The organism is Lentzea cavernae (assembly GCF_014653695.1).
Lineage (GTDB): Bacteria > Actinomycetota > Actinomycetes > Mycobacteriales > Pseudonocardiaceae > Lentzea > Lentzea cavernae.
In genome coordinates this window covers 79,595-99,696 of sequence record NZ_BNAR01000014.1, presented here as the reverse complement: position 1 = coordinate 99,696, position 20,102 = coordinate 79,595, and the positions used below count along the sequence as shown (strand labels likewise).

The 20,102-nt window shown below is 68.2% G+C and carries 16 protein-coding genes and 1 tRNA gene; 10 read left to right on the top strand and 7 right to left on the bottom strand.

The features are described from left to right. Nucleotides 1–496: 496 nt before the first annotated feature. Entirely contained in the window at nucleotides 497–2,134 is a 1,638-nt protein-coding gene (locus IE307_RS34915; protein WP_191303683.1) for a bifunctional diguanylate cyclase/phosphodiesterase, read from the top strand. Here IE307_RS34915 and IE307_RS34910 read toward each other — a convergent pair. The 4 genes from IE307_RS34910 to IE307_RS34895 form a co-directional block, all read right to left on the bottom strand. Then, nucleotides 2,109–2,606: a DUF2165 domain-containing protein gene (locus tag IE307_RS34910; protein ID WP_191303682.1), complete on the bottom strand. Its 498-nt coding sequence runs from the start codon at nucleotides 2,604–2,606 to the stop codon at nucleotides 2,109–2,111. The genes IE307_RS34915 and IE307_RS34910 overlap by 26 nt on opposite strands. Nucleotides 2,607–2,647: 41 nt before the next feature. Continuing rightward, entirely contained in the window at nucleotides 2,648–6,475 is a 3,828-nt protein-coding gene (locus IE307_RS34905; protein ID WP_191303681.1) for an nSTAND1 domain-containing NTPase, read from the bottom strand. Nucleotides 6,476–6,735: 260 nt separating this feature from the next. Then, the gene (locus tag IE307_RS34900) at nucleotides 6,736–7,635 is read right to left on the bottom strand and encodes an LCP family protein (RefSeq protein ID WP_191303680.1); all 900 of its coding nucleotides are present in this window, start codon (nucleotides 7,633–7,635) and stop codon (nucleotides 6,736–6,738) included. 46 nt (nucleotides 7,636–7,681) lie between these two features. Continuing rightward, entirely contained in the window at nucleotides 7,682–8,623 is a 942-nt protein-coding gene (locus IE307_RS34895; protein ID WP_229905381.1) for a nucleoside hydrolase, read from the bottom strand. A gap of 28 nt (nucleotides 8,624–8,651) precedes the next feature. Between IE307_RS34895 and IE307_RS34890 the strand changes: the two genes are divergently transcribed. Both IE307_RS34890 and IE307_RS34885 read left to right on the top strand, forming a co-directional pair. Further along, nucleotides 8,652–9,131, top strand: coding sequence for a GNAT family N-acetyltransferase (locus IE307_RS34890; RefSeq protein WP_191303678.1), 480 nt, complete (start codon nucleotides 8,652–8,654; stop codon nucleotides 9,129–9,131). A gap of 51 nt (nucleotides 9,132–9,182) precedes the next feature. After that, complete coding sequence (locus tag IE307_RS34885) at nucleotides 9,183–9,665, top strand: hypothetical protein (protein WP_191303677.1); 483 nt, start codon at nucleotides 9,183–9,185, stop codon at nucleotides 9,663–9,665. Nucleotides 9,666–9,732: 67 nt separating this feature from the next. On the opposite strand, the gene IE307_RS34880 is transcribed toward IE307_RS34885, so the two are convergent. Next, nucleotides 9,733–9,808 (bottom strand) — tRNA-Arg (locus IE307_RS34880). Between the two features lie 241 nt (nucleotides 9,809–10,049). Between IE307_RS34880 and IE307_RS34875 the strand changes: the two genes are divergently transcribed. From IE307_RS34875 to IE307_RS34860, 4 genes are all read left to right on the top strand, one after another. Continuing rightward, entirely contained in the window at nucleotides 10,050–10,817 is a 768-nt protein-coding gene (locus tag IE307_RS34875; protein ID WP_229905380.1) for a hypothetical protein, read from the top strand. 10 nt (nucleotides 10,818–10,827) lie between these two features. After that, nucleotides 10,828–11,565 (top strand): FkbM family methyltransferase, encoded by a 738-nt coding sequence (locus tag IE307_RS34870; RefSeq protein WP_191303676.1) that lies wholly within the window; start codon nucleotides 10,828–10,830, stop codon nucleotides 11,563–11,565. 38 nt (nucleotides 11,566–11,603) lie between these two features. Then, nucleotides 11,604–12,197: a Crp/Fnr family transcriptional regulator gene (locus IE307_RS34865; RefSeq protein ID WP_191303675.1), complete on the top strand. Its 594-nt coding sequence runs from the start codon at nucleotides 11,604–11,606 to the stop codon at nucleotides 12,195–12,197. A gap of 68 nt (nucleotides 12,198–12,265) precedes the next feature. Continuing rightward, entirely contained in the window at nucleotides 12,266–13,126 is an 861-nt protein-coding gene (locus IE307_RS34860; RefSeq protein WP_191303674.1) for a hypothetical protein, read from the top strand. Here IE307_RS34860 and IE307_RS47065 read toward each other — a convergent pair. After that, the gene (locus tag IE307_RS47065) at nucleotides 13,036–13,557 is read right to left on the bottom strand and encodes a hypothetical protein (protein ID WP_229905379.1); all 522 of its coding nucleotides are present in this window, start codon (nucleotides 13,555–13,557) and stop codon (nucleotides 13,036–13,038) included. The two genes, IE307_RS34860 and IE307_RS47065, sit on opposite strands and share 91 nt — an antisense overlap. Nucleotides 13,558–14,017: 460 nt before the next feature. Here IE307_RS47065 and IE307_RS34850 point away from each other — a divergent pair, with 460 nt between their 5' ends. Next, a complete protein-coding gene (locus tag IE307_RS34850) occupies nucleotides 14,018–14,989 on the top strand; it encodes a hypothetical protein (RefSeq protein ID WP_191303672.1) in 972 nt (323 codons plus the stop codon). Beyond that, the gene (locus IE307_RS34845; RefSeq protein ID WP_191303671.1) at nucleotides 14,986–15,696 is read left to right on the top strand and encodes a hypothetical protein; all 711 of its coding nucleotides are present in this window, start codon (nucleotides 14,986–14,988) and stop codon (nucleotides 15,694–15,696) included. Before IE307_RS34850 ends, IE307_RS34845 begins: the two co-directional genes overlap by 4 nt. Nucleotides 15,697–15,750: 54 nt before the next feature. On the opposite strand, the gene IE307_RS34840 is transcribed toward IE307_RS34845, so the two are convergent. Continuing rightward, nucleotides 15,751–18,951, bottom strand: a complete 3,201-nt coding sequence (locus IE307_RS34840; RefSeq protein ID WP_191303670.1) for a penicillin acylase family protein — start codon at nucleotides 18,949–18,951, stop codon at nucleotides 15,751–15,753. 451 nt (nucleotides 18,952–19,402) lie between these two features. On the opposite strand from IE307_RS34840, the gene IE307_RS34835 reads away from it, so the two are divergent. Beyond that, nucleotides 19,403–20,050, top strand: coding sequence for a response regulator (locus IE307_RS34835; RefSeq protein ID WP_030481367.1), 648 nt, complete (start codon nucleotides 19,403–19,405; stop codon nucleotides 20,048–20,050). Nucleotides 20,051–20,102: the final 52 nt, after the last annotated feature.

Here is a 20,102-nt window from a genome sequence, read left to right as displayed (position 1 = left end):
GGGGAACGGGCGCGCGCAATGGGACTGTGCGGATTGCTGGCGGTAGGCTTCCGGACCGTTGCTCGCCTAGCAGGTCAGGTGGATTGGATTGCCCAGCCAGGACGACGCGAGACCGTCACGCCCTCTGGGACGTGACGAGCTGGCGCGCGAGTGGGCGGTCAGGATCAGTCGTACCGCTTACATACCTCTTTCTGCGGTGAAGTTGACTGATGAGTTGCGCGAGCTGCTGAACGTGGTGGCTGAGGCGCTGGTTGACGAGCCCGGTGTGGCGTCCTGGGTGGGTGGTCGGCTGGTGGAGATGCACTGCGTCGGGGCCGAGAGTTTGCCTGAGTCCGTTGACGTTCTTGCTCGGTTCGTCGTGCAGGAAGGGGCGGACGCTCGGACTGCCGCGCTGGTCATCGGGGCTGTGTCCGCTGCTTATACCGCTGCGATTCAGGCGTTCGTGCTGGAGCAGCAGGAGAGTGTGAGTCAGGCCCTGTTGCGGGCCAATAGGGCTGTGCAGCTGGATTTGCAGGCCAGCGAGGAGCGGTTCGAGGACATTTTCGCGCACTCGTCCACTGGAATTGCGATGGTCGGCCTGGACGGGGAGCTGGAGCGGGCCAACGAGGCGTTGTGCACGATCCTTCGTCGTGAAGACGTTGCCGGGATGACGTTGACCGATTTGATCGCGCCTGCTGATTTGCCGCTCGTCAACGACGCGTTGATGAGTTTGCGGTACGGGCGGATGCGGCGGGTGGAGGAGCGGCCTCGGCTCATCGACCGCGATGGTGAGCATTTTCGGGTGTTGCTGGCGGCCACGGTGCAGAAGGACGCGGAGGACGAGCCTCGGCGTTATGTCGTGATGATCGACGACGACAGCCAGCTCACGTTGCTCGGTGGGCGGTTGCAGTACCAGTCGTTGCACGACGCGTTGACGGGGTTGCCGAACCGGCAGTACCTCACCACGCGGCTGGAGTCGTTGCTGCACAGCGACATCGAGTTCGGTGTGACGTTGTACCACCTCGATCTCGACGCCTTCGCGGTGATCACGGACGGGCTCGGGCGCGAGGTCGGGGACAAGGTGCTGAAGCTCGTCGCCGAGCGGTTGAGCTCGGTGTTCTCCGGGGAGAAGGCGATGGTCGCCCGGCTCGAGGGTGACGAGTTCGCCGTGCTGGTCGAGAACGGTGCCGACACGCCTGACGTCGACACGACCATCCGGACGATCGAGCACGAACTGGCCGAGCCCGTGTACTTCGGTGAGCACGGGGTTGCCGTGTCGGCGTCGATCGGGGTGTTGCCGCGGTTGCATCCCGGTGATCATCCCGCCGAGGTCTTACGGGCCTCGGACATGACGTTGCGGCGGGCCAAGCGCATCGGGCGGCGGCAGTGGGGGCTGCACGACGCGACGCAGGACAAGCGGGAGCAGGAGGAGTTCGCGCTCGCCGCCGTGATGCCGGGGGCGTGGGAGAGCGGCGAGATCGAGGTCGTGTTCAACCCCGTCATGAAGCTCGACGGGTCGGCGCGGATCTGCGTCGAGGCCGAGCTCAACTGGCGGCACCGGGACGCCGGGGTGATCCAGCACGAGAAGTGCGTGTCGATGGCCGAGCACACCGGGCTGATGCTGCCGCTCGGTGAGTGGATGTTGCGGACGGCCGCCGAGTCGGCGTGCTCGCACGACGAGATCCTCGCGGTCTGCCTGACCGAGAGCATGGCCAACAGTCCCGATCTGGTGCGGGACGTGCGGCGCGTGCTCGCGGACACCGGGTTGCAGGCCGGGCGGTTGTTGCTCGGGTTCCCGGTGCACGTGCTCGCGTCCGAGGACAGTGAGGCCGCCGACAACCTGGACCTGTTGTCCGACATGGGGATCCACATCGGCGCGCGGGACTTCAAGGGTTCCACCGCGGAGATCGAGCTCGTGCGCTCGCTCGGGGTGACGGCCGTGCGGGTGAAGGGGCGGTGCCAGAAGCCGGACGAGCTGGTGTCGCACGTGCTCAACGACCTCGTCGGGTTCGTGCACGAGGCCGGTGGGCTCGTCGTGGTCGACCCGATCGAGGACGCTGAGCAGCGCGACTGGTGGAACGCGCTCGGCGCCGACGCCGGGGTCGGGCCGGTGTTCTGCGTGGAGCCGACTACGGAGTGGCCCGCCGCGGGCTGAGGTGCACGAGGATCAGCGCGAAGCCCGCGATGGTCACCATGCGCAGGGCGGCGGAGATGCCGTTCCAGTCCTTCGACTGCCACATCGCGAACCACTCGCCACCGACGGTGATGAAGCCGCCGAGGAACAACGCCACGACCATCAGAAGGCCGGCGGACGCGAACCTGCGGGCGCTGTCCTCCTTGTCGCGCAGGTACGCGATGGTGCCCGCGGTGAGCAGGACCGCGGAGATCGCCTCCCACACGATGATCGCGACGTAGACGATCGTGACGACGGCGGGGCTCGTGATCGCCCGCCACTTCAGGCCTTCGCCGAACGTGGTGTCCATGGCCAGGACGTGCTGCACGAACGCCTCGTTCGTGCCGTAGTCCGTGACGTTGCCGAGCACCACGAGAATCATGTTGAGGGCGATGAACCCGACGGTCACCGCGACGACCGCGCGCAAGCTGCCGACCCGAGCAAGAAGACGCATGGAGCGGACAGTAATCGATGGCGTGCTGTCCGTGAGGCGGTTCAGCAAGGGGAGCGGAACTCCACCTGCGGCAGACGGGTCTGCCACAGCTCCTCCGTGAGGGCGCCTCGCGTCGTGGCGCAGATGCGGTCGGCCTCGTGGGCGACGTCGATGTCCCACACGCGCAGCATGCCGTCGCCCGCACCCGACAGCGCCAGTGCCCGGCTGTCCGGACGGAACTGGACGTTCGGCTCGGCGCCGGAGGCGAGCGCCATCGGCCGGCCGCGCGGGGTCGCCGCGGCGGGATCGCCGATGTCCCACAACCGGAACGTCTTGTCCGAACTGCCGCTCGCGAGCGTCTTCCCGTCGGCCGTCACGGTGACCGAGAAGACCTGCTGGTTGTGGCCGGTGAGCACGCTGAGAGCCACCGGCTCCTCCCGGTCGCGCACGTCCCACAGCCGGATCGCCCTGTCGGTGCCCGCGGTGATCAGCGTCCTGCCGTCCGGTGTGAAGAGGGCGCGCTGCACGGGCTCGTGGTGGTCGTCGAGCGGCTTGCCGAGCAGGCGCGGCTGCCGGGGGTCCGCGACGTCCCACAGTCGGAACGTGCGGTCGCTGCTCGCCGTCACCAGGGTCTTGCCGTCGGGGCTGAACGCCGTGTCGTTGACGTAGGCGTCGTGCCCCGTCAGCGGCTCGCCCATCTCGGCCGGGTTCGCGGGATCGCTGATGTCCCACAGCTGCACCGACTCGTCGTCGCTGCTGGTCACCATGACCTGGCCGTTGGGCGAGAAGACGAGCTGGTTGGTGAACCGCGTGCGCAGCATGATCGGGGGCGTGAACGGCACGACGTTCGCGGGATCGCTCGTGTCCCACAGCTGCAGCGCCTTCTCGCCCGCGAGGGTGCCGAGCACCTTTCCGTCCGGGCGGAGCTGCACCCGGACGGATCCCTTGTCCTGGCTGACCTTCACCGAGCCGAGGGGCTTGGGCGTGAACGGGTCGGTGGTGTCCCAGAACCGCGCGGTCTTGCCGGCCTTGCCGCCGGTGCCGTCGGCGGTCACGAGCAGCTCGCCGTTCTTGCTGAACGACGTCACCCCGGCGTTCCCGGTGGGGACCCGCACCACGTGCCGCGGCAACGACCACAGCCGCACCGAGTTCTCGCCCGCGCCGGTGGCGAGGGCCTGGCCGTCCGGCGTGAAGCCGACCGCGAACACGCCACCGCTGGGCGCCGCGAGCGGTTTGCCTGCCTGGTTCGCGTTGACCGGGTCGGTGACGTTCCACAGCCGCGCGGTGCCGTCCGCCGCGCCGGAGGCGAGCAGCTGCCCGGCGGGGCTGAACTTCACCGACCAGACGCCGGCGGTGTGGCCGACGAGCGGGTCGCCGACCGGTGCCTGCGTGGCCGGGTCCCACAGGCGCACCGTCGTGTCGTCGGAGGCGGAGGCGAGGAGCGTGCCGTCCGGGCTGAACGTCACCGAGTGCACGCCGTTGGTGTGGCCGGACATCGGTGTGCCCGTCGCCGTCCTCGTGGCGACGTCCCAGAGCCGGATGACCTGGTCGTCGCCGGACGTGGCGAGCGTCCTGCCGTCCGGGGAGAAGGCGAGCGTGCGCACCGCCGCCGCGGCGCCGCGCAGGGGTTCGCCGAGCGGCTTCGGGTCCGCGGGATCGCGGACGTCCCACAGCCGTGCGGTCCTGTCCTCGTTCGCGGCGGCGAGGGTCTTGCCGTCGGGGCTGAACTCCAGCAGGTAGCTGGTGCCGTTGCCCGTCTCGATCGTCTTGAGCGGCTTGGGATTCGCCTTGTCGGTGACGTCCCACAGCCGGATCGTCTTGTCGTTGCCCGTGGTCGCGAGCGTCCTGTCGTCGGGGGAGAACACCGCCGAGGTGAGCCAGTCGTCGTGGCCGGTGATCACCGCGAGCGGCTTCGGGTTCGAGCGGTCGCGCACGTCCCACAGCCGGGCCGTGCGGTCGTAGCTCGCCGTCGCGAGGACGGTGCCGTCTCTCGTGAACGACGTCAGGTAGACCGCGCCGGTGTGCCCCTGCAGCGGCACGGCGAGCGGCGTCTGCTGGTTCGCGAGCAGCCGGGAGCCGACCTCGGCGTCGTCCGGCCGCATCCGGTGCGCGGCGAGCAGCAGCTGGGCCGCGAGCGACGGGTCGGTGTCGGCGAGCCTGTCCGCCTCGGCCACGACCTGGCGGAACTGCGCGTCGTTGCGCTGGTTCACGGCGATCACCGCCGCACCCGCCGCGATCAGCGCGAACACCGCCACGAGCGCGACCGCCGACCTGCGCAGCCAGACGCTCTTGCGGTGCTGGCGCTCGGACGTCCGCACGAACTCCTTGGCGATCGTGGTGACGTCCCGCTGCTGCCGCGCGCCCTCCAGCCGTGCGCCGCGGTAGAGCAGTGACGAGTCGTGGGCGTTCTCGGACCACGCCACCGCGTCCTCTTCGAGCCGCTGCCGGGTGAGGTTGCCCGCCCGGTCCTCGTCGATCCAGCTGCGCAACCGGGGCCAGGCGTGCAGCAACGCCTCGTGGGTGATCTCGACCGAGCCGGCGTCCGTCGTGATCAGCCGGGCGTGGGTGAGGACCTCGAGCGCGCGTTCGGTGGCGGGGAGGTTCGTGCTCGCCTCCAGCAGGCTGTGGCGGGTGGAGCGGCGGCGGGTGTCCTGCGTGTCGTCGCCGACCCTGACCAGGCGCAGGAGCAGCTGCCGCGCGGCGGCCCTGGCCGGTTCGTCGAGGTCGGACCAGGCTCGTTCGGCGGTGGTGGCCACGGCGCCCTGGATGCCGCCCGCGGCCCGGTAGCCGGCGATCGTGAGCCGCCCCGCCTGCCTGCGCTGCCACGTGACCAGCAGCGCGTGGCTGAGCAGGGGGAGCGCGCCCGCGTCGTAGGCGTCCTTGCCGCGGCGGTTGTGCGTGCCGAGGTCGCGCAGCATGAGGTCGACCAGACCGGCCTCCAGCTGCAGCCCGGCGGCCCTGGCCGGGTTCGTCACGGCGTCGCGCACCTCGGCCGCGGACATCGCGCCGAGCACCATCTGCCTGGACTGCAGGGCCTCGGCGAGCTCGGGGAAGTCGAGGCAGCGCGCGTAGAAGTCGGCCCGCACGCCGAGCACGACCGCCGTCTTCTCCGCCGCCGCGTGCAGGGCCTGCACGAGGATCCGCAGCCGGTTCTCGTCGCCGCCGAGGGTGAACGCCTCCTCGAACTGGTCGACGACCACCACCCGGTCGCCGACCGCGGCCTGCACCTCGTGGGCGAAGTCGGCCAGCGCGTCCGCGTCGGTCGCCTCCAGCGTGTGGGCCAGCTCCGGCACCTGGAGCGCGAACTCCTTGAGCGGGTCGGAGCCGGGCGAGATGACGACGGCCTCCTTGTCCAGCCGGGGCAGCACGCCCGCTTTGATCAAACTGGATTTGCCCGCGCCGGACGCGCCGACGAGCATTGTGATGCCGTTGTCGTGCAGCCTGTCGAGAAGTGCGTTCGTCGCCCTTTCGCGGCCGAAGAACCAATTCGCGTCCTGCGGCCTGAATGCGCTCAGACCCATGTACGGGCAAACGGAACTGTCGTCCGGGACCTGCGTCGCGGGTTCGGTGACGGGGCTCGCGAGCGCCTCTTCCCAGAGAGCGCGCCACGCGTCGAGTTCGTACAGGCCCTCGACCGCCGGCTGGGGCCTGCGCTTGCGGGCCTCGCCGACGAGGACCTCGAGCACCGCGCTCAGGCCGCTGAACCGGGCGGGCACGTTGCGCCCCCGCCGCCAGTCGCTCACGCGCTGGGCCGGCACCCGCAGCGGCCTGCCCTGCTCGTCCGTCCGGCGGGCACGCGCGACCGACTCCGTGACCCTCTTCAGCGGAGGGTCGCCCGCCTCCGCGTAGAGCAGCGCGAAGCGTTCAGCGAAGACGCCACGGGGTCCCAAGCCCCCTCCTCCCCGTCCGGACCGGAAAACGCGGACCGCCCGTCTGAGCTGCGGCGCACGCGCCGGACAGGTGGTCAGAGGCCCACCATAACGAGGTGGTCTGACAGCCTCGACCCGACGTCCTTCACGAGACCGGGAGACCGACGGGGTGAGAGTGGCTGACTGGGGCAGAACGTCCACGGCTGAGGAGTTCTTGGGGTCTCCTCAGCCGTGGCCGGCAGGTCCGCTTCCCGGCGAGTGGCAGGGCGCCGCCTGCTAGCTCAGGCCGCCTGCCAGAGCGCGTCCGCCTCGGGTTGCTTCGGCTGGACCCGGTTCGGGTCGGGCAGGTAGGTCTCGGTCGGCAGCGTCACGTAGGTGATGGCGTCCGGCTTCAACGCGGTGAGCTTGCCCGCGAGATCCGCCAATTTCGGAATCGAGCCGATTTCGCTGTCCGTCACGATGGACTTCGTGAGGACGTCGGCGAGTTCGAGCGTTTTCGCCGGACTGGCGAGCCAGTTCTCGTTCGCCAGTTTCTCACTCAACGCGCGCATGAACAGCTGCTGGTTCTTGATGCGGTTCAGATCGCTTCCGTCACCGATGCTGTAGCGGGTCCGCACGAATGCGAGCGCCTGCGTTCCGTCGAGCTTCGACGGCCCCGCCGGCACGTGCAGCCCGCTCTTGTCGTCGTCGATCGCCTCGGGAAGGGTGATGTCGATGCCGCCGAGCCGGTCGATCACGTCGCGGAAGCCGTTGAAGTCGATCTGCACGAAGTGGTCGATCCGGATGCCGCTGAGCTGCTCGACCGTCGCCACCGTGCACGCCGCGCCACCCGTGGAGAAGGCGCTGTTGAACATCGCGATGGCGGCCGGCGGGTTGTCGCCGCACCGCGGCCTCGGCACCATCGTGTCGCGCGGGATGCTGACCACGCGCGCCCGGTCGCCCTGAGCGTTCAGCTGCACGACCATGGCGGTGTCGGACCGGCCGTCGTCCTTGCCGATGAGGAGGATGTTGAGGGGGCGGCCCGGCGTCGACGGAGGCCTGGGGTGGGTGATCTCCCTGGAGAGGTCGACGGTCTTGAGATTGCTCTCGAGCCGCCAGTAGGAACCCCCGGCCACGACACCCGTCGCGATGACCACGGCGGCCCCCGAGACCGCGAGCCATCGTTTCAAGTGGACGTTCATACCTCCTACGGTCCCCGGCGTTTGTCCAGTTCGCGTCGGTGGTTCGTCATGGTTGTGTCACAGCGTGCCTCAGCTGGTCGAGGAACCTCGCGTTGTCGGCCGTGACGGCGTACCGGGCCTTCGTGCGTTCGGGGGCGACGTCACGCCCGAACGGGCTTCCCGGCGCGAGGAACCGTTGGTCGGCAACGATCTTGCCGCGGGTGTACCGCCCGGTGAGCTCGATCGCGAACCGGTCCTCGCGGTAAGTCGCAAGCCCGGGGTCGAGCAGCACCGCCGCCGCCAGCGGGTCGTGCGGGACGAAGCCGGCCTTGCCCAGGAAGCTGCCGTAGAAGTCGGCGTAGAACCCGAGGATCCGCCTCGGGTAGCAGTCGTGCGGCAGCCCGTCGAGCCACTCCTGGGGCGCGTGGCTGGCCATGGTCACGTCGAGACCGACGATCGTGAGGTCCTCGAACCCGGCCGCGAGCACCAGGTCCGCCGCCTCCGGGTCGTGCCAGAAGTTGGCCTCCGCGTGGGAGGTGATGTTGCCCGGCACGTTCAGCGCACCACCCATGACCACGACCTTGTCCAGGAGTTCAGGCAGCCGCGGCTCGATCTGCAGCGCCAGCGCGACGTTGGTGAGCGGCCCGATCGCGAGCAGGTTCAACTCTCCGGGATTGTTCCTGGCCAGGTTCGCGAGCTGCTCGGCGGCGCTTTCGCCGGTGGGGGACGTGGTGGGCTCGTCTCCCGCGTAACCGCCCAGGCCGTCCTCGCCGTGCACGCTCTCCGCGGTCATGAGGGGCTGCGCGAGCGGTTTCGCGGCCCCCATGGCCACGGGTACGTCGATGTTGAGCCGTTCGATGAGCCTCAGGGCGTTCGCGGTCGCCAGCTGCACCGGCACGTTGCCGTGCACCGTTCCGATGGCGACTATCTCGGTTTCCGGCTGGGCACGCAGGTAGTACAAAGCAAGGGCATCATCGATGCCGGGGTCCGCGTCGACGATGATCCTCATGCTTTCGATCATGCCATCGGGGGACGCCATGACAGTCCGTCTCGCCGTTTTTGACGACGCCCCTGCCGTCGCAGCCGTGCACGTCCAGACCTGGCAGTCCGCTTACCGCGGCCTCGTACCGGACGCCGAGCTCGACAACCTGTCCGTGGCGGACCGAACGGCGATGTGGAAACGCGCCATCCCACGCGGCGGCGTGTGGGTGGCAGAACTGGACGGCACCGTGGTGGGGTTCGCCGCCGTCGGCCCGTCCGACGAACCGGACGCCGCCTTCAAGCTGTACGCGATCTACGTGCTGCCCTCCGCTTCGGGGCGTGGCCTGGGATTCGAGTTGGCCCTCGCGTCGTTAGAAGGCCGGCAGGACGTGGCCCTGTGGGTGTTCGAGGAGAACCCGCGGGCGCGCCGCTTCTACGAACGGCTCGGCTTCCGCGCCGACGGCCCCGTGAAGACCGAGACCATCGGCGGGGCGGGCCTGAAGGAAATCCGCTACCGGCTCGGCGTTGCAAGCTGATACCGCCCGGCTCCTAAAATCAGCACTCCGATGCCGTCACGGGGAGCCGCCATGGTGTTCCGACCTGTGTTCCGCCGAGACCTGGAGTCACGCGAGGCCTCGATAGCCCGCGAGGTGTTCGGCGACGCCCTCGACATCAGCGCCCTGAGCCTCGCCGAAGGCGGCCTCCTGGGCAGCTTCGGCGTGGCCCGCACCCTGCCGCGCCTCGTCACGTTCCCCAAGGGCGTCCTGACCACGCCACAACACCAGGCCCGCTACGAGCGCTGGCTGGTCCACGAACTGACCCACGCCTACCAGTACCAACACGGCCGCAGCGTTCTCAGCCTGCTCCCGACGGCGCTCGCGGGGTTCTTCAACAAGAGCCTCTACGACTACGGCGGTCCAGAAGGCCTGCACGGCAAGACGTTCGCCGACTTCAACACCGAGCAGCAGGCCAACATCGTGGCTGACTTCTACTACCTCAGCCGGTACGAGCCGCACCGCGACCTCTCGGCCTACGAGCCGTACATAAAACACGTCCGGTCAGGCGGGTGACCGGCCGGAAAGATCAGGGCCCGACAGCGTTTCAGCATGTCAGGCCCTGATTTCACCCGGCGAAAGGTGGTGCCCCAGGCAGGATTCGAACCTGCGACACACGGTTTAGGAAACCGATGCTCTATCCCCTGAGCTACTAGGGCTGGCGACAGCAGTCTACCGGGGTGCCGCCACCGAGTTGACCAGCGCCCCCGCCTAGCGCCCCAGAGCCTCCGCTCACGCACGGTGAAGACCGAGCGAACAGGCCTGCGGCCGTTGGAGGGAAGTGAGGCAGGCCACCTTCTGCTGGGTACAAACGTCAGGTACGCAGGGCGTGTGAGCAGACCCTGGCCCGACTTCCGTCCTGGCCCGCTTGGCTCCCTCAAGGCCTGGTGGCGCAGGAGCATGCCCAAGAGAGCTGACGACATCACCTTCGTGCCGCCGGCGAGCAGTCATCAGCAGGAGTTCGCGACGCCGCTGGCGAGTGCGGTGTACGGGCTGGACTTCCAGCTCAGGCTGACGGTGGTGTGGCGCCTTGATCTGGCGACCGGGCTCAGGCACAACTCGCCTCGCAACGCTGCCATCCACCACGTTCTGCAGCGGGCCAAGGAGATCAGCGGCAAGGCGATGTTGGTGCACCACGCCGCCCTGCAGGTGCAGTTGGGGGACGAGCTGGCCGTTGAGCGGCAGGTGCCCGGGACGCACGTGTGGGCTCGGGCCGAGCAGGTGAAGGTCGCGGTGGACGACGACGACCTCGAGATGGCCAAGAAGCACATCGAGCTGCTGAGGAACTCCACGTTCAAGTTGGCCGAGAGGGATGTGGAGCGGGCTGAGATCCGGTACCTGCGCGATGAGGTGTTGACGGACGTCGGGACGGCGACCATCTGGTGGTTGCAGCGCAACGGGTACCAGGTGGAGGAGGCGGTCAAGCTGGCTGATCACCTCGGTGAGCTGGTGAAGATCGCGCAGCGGGAGCCGGCCAGTCATTGGGCCGAGTCGCTGGTGAGCAGCGTTGAGCGGGCCATGCCTGAGCTGGAGGACGCGCATCGGAGGGACCTGCGGTTGCACCTGGTCAAGGCGTTGAGCGTTTACGGTGGTGAGAGGGTGGCTGCCGAGTTCGCGGACCAGGTGGGGTTGCCTGCGGGCGAACCGCGCAACAACGGGCACGTCTAGGCTCAGCGGGGTGTTGACCCAACTTCGCAGTGCCGCGGTCGTCGCCGGGTTGCAGGCGCTCGCCCGGCTCACGCCCTATGCCGAGGCGGAACTCATCGGGCTCCGCAAGGTCGTCAAGCCGGGAGACGTCTGCATCGACGTCGGGGCCGCGTTGGGGCTCTACACGGTGACCCTGTCGAGACTGGTCGGTCCACAAGGGACTGTGCACAGCATCGAGCCGCTGGTGTTCGCGCACCCTGCGCTTTCGTACGTGCTTCGGCCGCGTGAAGGGGCCAACATCAAGAGGCACTCGGTGGCTCTTGGTGCCGAGAAGCAGGGGCGTGAGGTCATGAGCGTGCCGGTGCGGCACGGGAGTCCGGTGACGGGGCGGTCGTTCCTCACCGTGGGGGCCAACGGGCTGGGGTCCAACGAGGAGTTCGACCAGCACCTGGACGTGCTCGTCAAAACGGACACGCTCGACCACTTCGTCGAGGAGCAGGGGATCAACAAGCTCGACTTCGTCAAGGCGGACGTCGAGGGGGCCGAGCTCAAGGTTCTGGAAGGGGCGAAGGAGACCATCGAACGGCTCAAGCCCGCGTTCCTGCTGGAGATCGAGGAACGGCACGTCGAGCGGTTCGGGTACCACGCGAAGGACGTCGCGGACTTCCTCACGGAGCGCGGTTACCGGATGACCACGTGGCACGGCGGGGAATGGGTGCCGACGAACGACATCGGGGGCGAGGTCAGGAACTACCTCTTCCGCGCGTGATGATTGCGGTGCGCCTCTCGTTTGGATAGAGAAGAGGCGTGCGAGGGTTCCGGGCGTTGGTGCCTGCCGTGGTGTGGAACGAGTTGCGCGCCTCCGGGATCAGGCGCGACTTCAAGGCGAACGAGACGTTGCTCCTCGAAGGGGCGCCGGACACGTCGTTGCTGGTGTTGCAGCGGGGACGCGTCCGCGTGCTGAGTTCCACGTTGCTCGTGGCCGTGCGTGCTTCCGGCGACGTGCTGGGGGAGATGTCCGCGCAGGACGGCGGCACCCGGTCGGCCACGGTCGTCGCGATGGAGCCCTGTGTCGCGTTCAGCCTCTCGCGGGCGGCGTTCAAGCGGGTGCTCCAGAGGCACGGCGTCGACGACCGGCTCAGCCAGTACGTCGTCGCGAAGTTGCGGGAGACCGTCGCCGACGTTTCCTCCCGCGGCACGGAAACGCGGGTGCGGGAGTTGATCGAACGGATCGCGCTCCTCGCCGACGCCGATCATCCCGAGCCCCGGACCATCCCGTTGTCGCAGTCGAAGCTCGCCGAGTCGCTGGGGCTGTCGCGCAACGCGGTGGCCAAGGCGCTCGTGCAACTGTGCGAGCAGGACTTCCTGGACTCGACGTACCCGATCCGGCTCGCGGAGTGACCTGGGTCACTTCGCAGGTGGTATTCGGTGCGCATCACGGCTGACGGCGCACTGACACCGTGACCGGCATGACTGAGCCGGTGAAAGAACTGCCGCCGTACCGCGCGGTCCTCGTCGTGGACATGGAGAACTACAGCGGTCACACCGCCGCACAACAGCGCGAGTTCACCGAGATCATTCCTGACCTGCTCGAGCGGGCCTTCGAACGAGCGGGACGCCCCGACGTGTGGGAGGAGCGGCGTTTCCCGGACAGCACGGGTGACGGGTACGCGGTCGGGTTCCGGCCCGAGTCGCTGCCGCTGCTGATCGGGCCGTTCCTCGACGCGCTGCAGGGAGAACTCGCCTACTACGACCGAATCCTGCGCTCCGGTGACCGCAAGTCCAGGTTGCGGCTGCGGGCCGCGATCACCGTGGGGCCGCTGCACGAGTCGGACTCGCCCCGCCTCGGCGACGGGTGCGGCGACAGCAGGGTGGCGGCGCATCGGCTCGTTGACGCCGCGGAGGTGCGTCGGCTGCTCGAACTGTCAGACCCCGACATCACGTTCCTCGCCGCGATCATCTCGGACCGCGTGCACGAAGACGTTGTGCTGGGCGGGTATGCGACGAAAGCGCCGAGCGACTACGTGCGTGCCTCGGTGTCGGTGAAGCAGTTCCGCGGCGACGCGCACCTCCACGTCCCCAAGCCCTCCGGAGATCTGCTGTCCCGCGGTTTCACCGAGGAGCAGGAGGCCCGGGAAACGGAGGAGAAGGACGAGATGAGGTTCCACGGCGTCCAGAACACCGTCTCCGGCACGGTCTCGGGTGGTGTCGTGCAGGCCGGCAGCATCGGGAGTCTGAGTCAGGACCGCCACGACCACTCGAGCCGGATCAGCGTGCGCGGTGACAGCAACACCGTCGCCGGCCGCGACATCAGGGGCGGCAGGCCGTGACCACCTCGATCGAGGTCGACGGGACCCACAACACCGTCGCGGGCCGCGATCTCATCACCATCAGAGCCGGCGACGGCCTCGTGCGGCAGGTGTTCGGTGACCAGATCCTGCCGACCACCCTGGCCCGGCAACGGGAGCGGTTCGCCGCACCTGACGGCTTCGACGCCGCCGCAGAGTCTTTGCGTGTCAACAAGTTGCTGCCGCTCACAGCGACCAGCGGTGCGCGCACGGTGGCGTTGTGTCTTTTGCACGACGTTCATCGCGAGGCGCGCACCGTCGAACACGTCGAGGTCGAGCAGGGCACCGAACTCAGGCTGCGCAGGGTGGCTGAGGACGCGCTCGTGCTCATCGACTTCCGCACCGCGGAGGACACCCGTCCCGTCGTGGCCCAGCTCGGCGGTTTCCTCAGCGAACAGGTGCCGGACGGTCATGTCGTGGTTCTCCTGTCCGGCAACGAGAACGAGGAGTTCCACAGCAGGTACGGCCACCTGCACCGGCACCTGGCCTCGCCACAGCCCGAACGGGTGCTCCGCGCCCACCTGCGCCACGACCTGCCGAGCGACCAGCTCGACGTCCTGGTGAAGGACGCGGAGTGGCTCGACCTGGCCCAGGGGGCACGCCCCGCCGAGGTGGCGCATCTCGCCGACCTGGTCCTGCGGGCGTGGCGTGACGCGCCTCGCGGGAATCCGATCAGGGACGCGTTCGAGGCGTTCTACAAGTACGCGAAGACGTTGTCGAAGGAGTTCGACAACGCAAAAGCGCGGGATCGCAGCGTCCTGCTCGCGTTGGCCTTGGTGAACAACGGCCGGCACGAGTCGATCTATCGTGCGGAACAGATCCTGCTCGACCTCACAGCCCACGAGGACGACGAGCCGACCCAGGTGCTCGCGAGTGAGGGGATTCGTCAGCAGGCTCAGGAAGGTCGCCCACGCGACGAGCACCTCGAACCGCACCTGGCTCACCCGCCGGGACTACGACACGTCGGTGCTGAACCACGTCTGGCGAGGCTTTCCGCAGCTGCGCGGACACATGAGCGACTGGATCATCCAGGTGGCCTTCGACGACCAGGCCCACCTGGAACTGCAGACCCGCCGGGAGATCGCGGCCAGGCTGCTGGCCCTCTGCACCGATACCAGGGACGCGAAGCCGCTGCTCGCAGCCGTCGAGAAGTGGGTCTTCAGCAACCTCGCGCTGGCCACCGGACTGCTCGACGAGGCGGCGGTGGACGAGAACACCACGGTTCAGGTGCGTCGCCGGATGTACTCGTGGGCCAAGAACCCCGAACTTCCGGTACCGCTGGCCCGTGCGGTCGTCGAAGCCTGTGCGGCGACGTTCGGTGCACAGCACACCCAGATGGCGTTGACCCGGCTCGGCCACCTGACCGGCCACCTCCGGCCGGACGTGGTGCGGCGGGTCGAGGCCGCGTTGCTCGCGCTGGCGGGAGAGCACGGGAAGGCGGACGTCGTCCTGGCGCGGATGACGGAGTGGCTGCGGACGGGCGTGGGGCAGCAGTGGGCGGCCGCGGCGATCGTCGTGCGGGAGATGACCTTGCCCGGCAACGGTTTCCGGCTGGGTGAGGACTCCGGCATCGCCGCGTGGAGGGCGATTCTGCGCAGTTCCAACCACTCGGGGGTCGCTCACGGCCTGAAGGACTGGTTCTCCGCCGCGTCCGGCATGGGGCCCGAGGCGCGGGCGTCTGCGTTCAACCTGGTCCTGGACGCCGCGGGCAACGACATCGGCGCGCTCAACCTGCTGAGCATGTCGGTGGACTGGTGGAAACGCGAACAACCGGAAGGACGAGACGAAGTGCACGACGAACTGCGTGGCCGCATCGACGCCCAGCACCCGGTGGTGCGGCGATGAACTGGTGGCAGAACCTGCAACGCGGCCCTCAGCCACTGCCGCCACCGCGCATCTACCACCGTGAACAGTGGGCGGGTGTGCTCCAGGGAGCGGAGCCCGGCGTCGAGTGGCGTGCCGAGTGGACGGTCGTCTGGTGGGTGGAGGGCAGCCAGGGCTCGCATCCGGCTCCGGCCTCGATCGCCGCCGTCGCCATCCGGGATCGTGCTGCCCCTCTTGCACGTGCTGAAGGGGTGAGCATCGACATGATGCAGCACGTCCTGGCAGCCGAACTCGGTCACCTGAAGCCGATCACCGTCGGCAGTCCGGTGTGGGTCGGGGCGGAGAACGTGCACGTCGAGCTCACCGAGTACAGCGCGGCACTCCTGCTGCAGAGAAGGGAACGTGTCGCGGAACTGGCGGAAATCGCCCACCTGCGCGAGAACGTTCTTTCCGACCTGCCCCACGCGGTGCTCTGGTGGTTGCGGCGCAGTGGGTACAACGTCGAAGACGCACTTCAGAAAGAAGCGGTCTTCAAGCAGTTGATCAGAATTGTGAGTGCGGAGCAGACGGCACAACCGTGGGCTCTGCGACTCGCAGAGGCGCTGGGCGAGGCCATGCCCGGCCTCGAGCCGCAGAACCGGTGGGACGTGTTCGACCAGATCCAGCGCCTGATGAAGGGCTACGGCCACGAAGGTGCCGCAGACGAGCTGGCGAGGCATCTGGCCTGAAAAAGTAGAGGACGCCGACCCCTGGGGGTGGATCGGCGTCCTCATCTCGAAGGCCTACAAGCTGTAGACCTCAAGCTCGTACAGGGAGTACCCGTACTGCCCGGCTCGTTGCGTGCCGGTCAACCGGAGGTATCTCGCGTCCTGTGGTGTGAACGCTACGACATCATCGCCGCCATCGCCAGCACTTGTGGAGAAAACGTTCCGCCAGTTCGTGCCGTCATTGGAAATCTCGATGCGGTAGCCCTTCCCGAAGGCTGATTCCCAGCGCAACACCGCGCGACCGATTCGTTGCACAGAGCCAAGGTCGACCTGGATCCATTGGTTGTCGCTCCAGTCGCTGGCCCAGCGGGACGTCGGGTTTTCGTCGACGACGTGGGACGGCGGGAGGGTGTTCCAGCCCTTTTCGTGGGAGGACGCTGTGGCGGTGCGGCCGGCCGCCAGGTTGGTGGTGTTCTGGCCCCTGCGGGACGGGAACTGCACGACCTGCTGGTAGGTCGGGCGGTTCTGCCAGTGGATCTTGTCCTGGGTGATGCCGCCCATGGCGCGGTGGATGATCGTGTCGGCGCACCACTGGTCGCCTGCCGCGCAGTCGGCGTCACCTGGGTAGACGGTGTTCGCGGGCTTGGCGGCGGCCGCTTGCAGCGAGGCCACGAGAGCGGTTCGGCAGCCCGTCAGGGTGCCGCCGCCGCAGTACGTCTGCGGGAAGGCGCCCTGGACCGGGTCGCCGAGGACCTTGCGGAGGTCTTTGTCGACGTAGCCCCACCAGCCGTACTGGAACGAGGAACCCTTGTGCGGTGCGGCACCGTGCGTGTCGGACGGGGCCTCGTCCACCTGCTGTGCGCTCACGAGGGCGTTGTACAGGCCGTCGCCGAGCGAGGGCTTGAACTGGGCCTCGACGAGGAGCGGCCACCAGGCATCCAGAATTCGGATGGCTTCGGCGTGGTCGTAGGCCTTGCTGCCCTTGGCGGTCTCCTTGCGCAACGAGCCGGAGCGCTGCCAGTCCTTCAGCTTCTGCACGATCGGGGCCAGGGAAGCGTCAACCGGTGAGGACTCGACCACGCGCAGCAACTCCGGCAGCACCTGTTCTGCGCGCAGGTCGGCGACGGCCGCTTCGGCCATCGCGCGGGTCAGGGCGGCGCGGGTGACCTTCTGGCCGGAGGCGATCAGCGCGCGGACCCGGACGTCGAGCAGGTCGCCGCGGTGCACGGAGCTGTGGCCGAAGCCGCCGAACGTGAAGTCCTTGGCCTGCTTGTTGTTCCAGGAGATGTAGTAGTCCTGGTTGATCGAGTTCGGGTGGCCGGCGAACGGCATGTAGTCGGCGACGTTCTCGTCGCCGTTCCAGTTCACCCACTCGTACTCGGGCTTGGCCCAGGTCGGCAGGTTCGGATCCACTGTGGACCGGCGGACCGGGTTCAGGCCCGAGTTGAAGTACGCGCTGTCGCGGGAGTCCACGTAGAACCAGTTGAACGCGTATCCGATCTTGTTGGCCGCCCGCTGGAAGTCGGCGGCGGAACGGATCGCGGTCGGGTCGTTGAGCTCCTGGAAGCCGATGATCGAGTCGACCTCGTGCATGTAGGTCGAACGCAACGTCGTGTACGCCACGACCTTGCCGCCGACGGTCGCGCGGCTCGTCACCAGGCCGTACTTGGTCCGGTACATCACCAACGAGTACGAACCGGCCGGCGTGCCGTCGGCCACCGTCGGCTTCCAGGCGTTCTTGCGCTCCAGTCGTTCCATCGGCAGGCAGGCGCCGCGGTAGAGGTACGACGACGAGGCCTTCGTAGCGGGAGAACCGTCCGGGTTGCACAGTTCGACGGCGTACGTGTCGACGATGTCCTGACCGGACGAGGTGGCGCTCCACGAGTAGTCGATGCCACGGCCGAGCTGCACGTACATCGAAACGCCCGCGAACGAGACGCCGCGCGAACGGATGCCGGGGCCGTTGAGTTCCTGCAGGAGCAGCAACTGGGGTGCGAAGTAACCGGTCTGCGGGCCCCACACGGCGATCGGGTTGCCCGAATCGGTGTGCGCGCCGGAGACCGCGAGGGCGTTCGACATGCCGTGCTTCTTGTTCAGCAGGTCGGGAGGCAGCACGCCGTCCTCGAAGATCCCGCGGGCCTTCGCCACGTCCGATGGAGCCGGAACGGCGACGGAAGTGCCGGTGCCGCCCACCTCGTCGTAGACCATGCGCTCCGGCGTGATGCTGCCGGAGTCGGGGAGGGCGACGCCCTGGGGAGAAGCGGGCGAGGCCGAGTACGGGAAGGACTGTCCGTCGTGGAGGGTCAGGACGGCCTCGGGGTCGTTCTGCGCTCGGAACGCCTTCCAGACCTGCTCACCGGCGGTGGCGCCGTACTTGTTCTGCGCGGCCAGCTTCACCAGGGCCGACTGCACCTCGCCGCCGCCGCCGGCGCCGAACAGGCCACCGACCACGGCGGCGATCGCCACCATGTCGGTCGACTTGAACGGCTGGATGTCGTTCCAGTTCGTGATCGCGTCGGCGTGCCCGGTCAGCACGTACTCGCCGGGGAAGTTCCGCGCGGAGACCGACTGGGTGATGTAGGCGTTGATGCCCGCGGTGTAGTCGTTGACGTCGGCCAGCGCCTGACGCCCGCGCTCACCGCCGCCGGCCGCGGCCGACTCGATCTGCTTCTGCAGGTCGGCCTCGGTGTAGGGGATCTGGTTGTAGAAGCTCTGCTCCAGCACGCGGTTGCCCGGCGCGCCACCGGCGAAGCCGGTCAGCTGGCCGCGGCCGAGGTGGCGGAAGATGTCCATCAGCCACAGGCGGTCCTGCGCGGCCGCGAAACCGGCGCCGAACATCGTGCCGGACCGGGTGGTGCCGGTGATGTGCGGCATGCCGATCTTCTTGTCGCGCACGATCGTCACGTCGGCCCGCGGCTTGACGGTGCTCTCGACCTGGTCCGACGGCACGCCGAACGACGCGTTGTTGAAGAAGTCGGTCAGCTGCGAGTTCGTCAGGCCGCCGTAGCCGGAGACCAGGGCGTCGTACTTGCCGAGCTGGTCGGCCGAGTGCGCGGGCCTGGTGCCGAACGCCTTGTGGGTGAGGATCTCGGCCAGCGTCGCGTTGCCGTTGTTGCCGGGCGGCAGGACGTCGCCGCACTGACCGAGGCAGTAGTCGTCGACGGCGAACGCCGCCGCGCGCGGCGGTTCCTCGGCATGGGCGGACGGGACGACGAGCAGTGAGGCGGTGACGGCGGCGGTCGCCAGCAGGGTCGTCACCGGATTGGCTCTCCGCATCGCGCGAAGCTCCTCTCCGTGCAGGGCAGGGCTGTTGTGACGCACGTTACTTTCCGGTACGGCTATTGCGAAAGACCTTCGCGTTTTCCGGACCGTCACGGGTGGGCCTGTATCGATACCGAAACCCATTGGAAAGACATATGGGCAGAAACGAGCCGAATCAAGACATCTGAATCGGATTACCGAGGCCGTATCCGTGTTTCTGGTACGACATTCCACTCAGTGGGATTTCCGACATCGGTCACTCAGTGTTCCTACGATCCACTCAAGCGCCTGGTGGCATGCCTACGCAGCGAAGTCATGAGTTAATTCCGGTAACTGTGAACGCTGCCGGTGATCTCGAAAATCTGTAACCACATGATGAGATAACTGAGAATTAACGTGACCTTCGGCAGATGTACGCGAAGATCACGAACATGAGGGAGCACGGAACGCCAATGCGGGAGGCGTCGTGATCAAGGTTCTGCTGGCCGACGACGAGGACCTCGTCCGTTCCGGCCTTCGCATGATCCTGAGCAGCGTCGGAGACATCGAAGTTGTTGCTGAGGCAGATGACGGGCACCTGGTAGCCGACCTGGCACGCCAGCACCGCCCGCACGTGGTTCTGCTCGACATCCGGATGCGCACCTCGGACGGACTCGTGGCCCTGCGGAGGCTGCGGACCCTGCCTGACCCACCCCGGGTCTGCATCCTGACCACGTTCGACGTCGACGAGTACGTTTCGGAAGCACTGCGCCTCGGCGCGGCCGGCTTCCTCCTTAAGGACACCGAACCGGAGCAGCTCGTCAAGGCCGTGCGCGATCTTGCGCGCGGTGGAGCGGTGCTCGACCCCGGCGTCGCTGCGAGGGTCCTCGCGGCGGTGGCCGACGGCGAACGGATGGCGGAGCCGGCACGCAGGCTCCTCCAGAGCCTGTCCGAACGCGAGCGCGAGGTGCTCGTGCTGATCGGGCAGGGCATGTCCAACGCGGAGATCGGCGGCACCCTGCACCTGTCGGAGGCGACGGTGAAGGGGTACGTCTCGTCCGTTCTCGGCAAGATCGGCGCGGTCAACCGCGTGCAGGCCGCACTGGTGGCCTACCGCGGCGGCCTGATCGCCTGAGACGCGGGAGCCGTCCGAAACGATCTCGTCCACCGAGGGCTCGACCTCGACC

What these genes read in the sequence shown, in the direction of transcription:
- IE307_RS34910 (WP_191303682.1), bottom strand. Translation starts at nt 2,606, where the DNA reads ATGCGTCTTCTTGCTCGGGTCGGCAGCTTGCGCGCGGTCGTCGCGGTG.
- IE307_RS34900 (WP_191303680.1), bottom strand. Translation starts at nt 7,635, where the DNA reads ATGAACGTCCACTTGAAACGATGGCTCGCGGTCTCGGGGGCCGCCGTG.
- IE307_RS34895 (WP_229905381.1), bottom strand. Translation starts at nt 8,623, where the DNA reads ATGAGGATCATCGTCGACGCGGACCCCGGCATCGATGATGCCCTTGCT.
- IE307_RS34890 (WP_191303678.1), top strand. Translation starts at nt 8,652, where the DNA reads ATGACAGTCCGTCTCGCCGTTTTTGACGACGCCCCTGCCGTCGCAGCC.
- IE307_RS34885 (WP_191303677.1), top strand. Translation starts at nt 9,183, where the DNA reads ATGGTGTTCCGACCTGTGTTCCGCCGAGACCTGGAGTCACGCGAGGCC.
- IE307_RS34875 (WP_229905380.1), top strand. Translation starts at nt 10,050, where the DNA reads ATGCCCAAGAGAGCTGACGACATCACCTTCGTGCCGCCGGCGAGCAGT.
- IE307_RS34860 (WP_191303674.1), top strand. Translation starts at nt 12,266, where the DNA reads ATGACTGAGCCGGTGAAAGAACTGCCGCCGTACCGCGCGGTCCTCGTC.
- IE307_RS47065 (WP_229905379.1), bottom strand. Translation starts at nt 13,557, where the DNA reads ATGACCGTCCGGCACCTGTTCGCTGAGGAAACCGCCGAGCTGGGCCAC.
- IE307_RS34845 (WP_191303671.1), top strand. Translation starts at nt 14,986, where the DNA reads ATGAACTGGTGGCAGAACCTGCAACGCGGCCCTCAGCCACTGCCGCCA.
- IE307_RS34840 (WP_191303670.1), bottom strand. Translation starts at nt 18,951, where the DNA reads ATGCGGAGAGCCAATCCGGTGACGACCCTGCTGGCGACCGCCGCCGTC.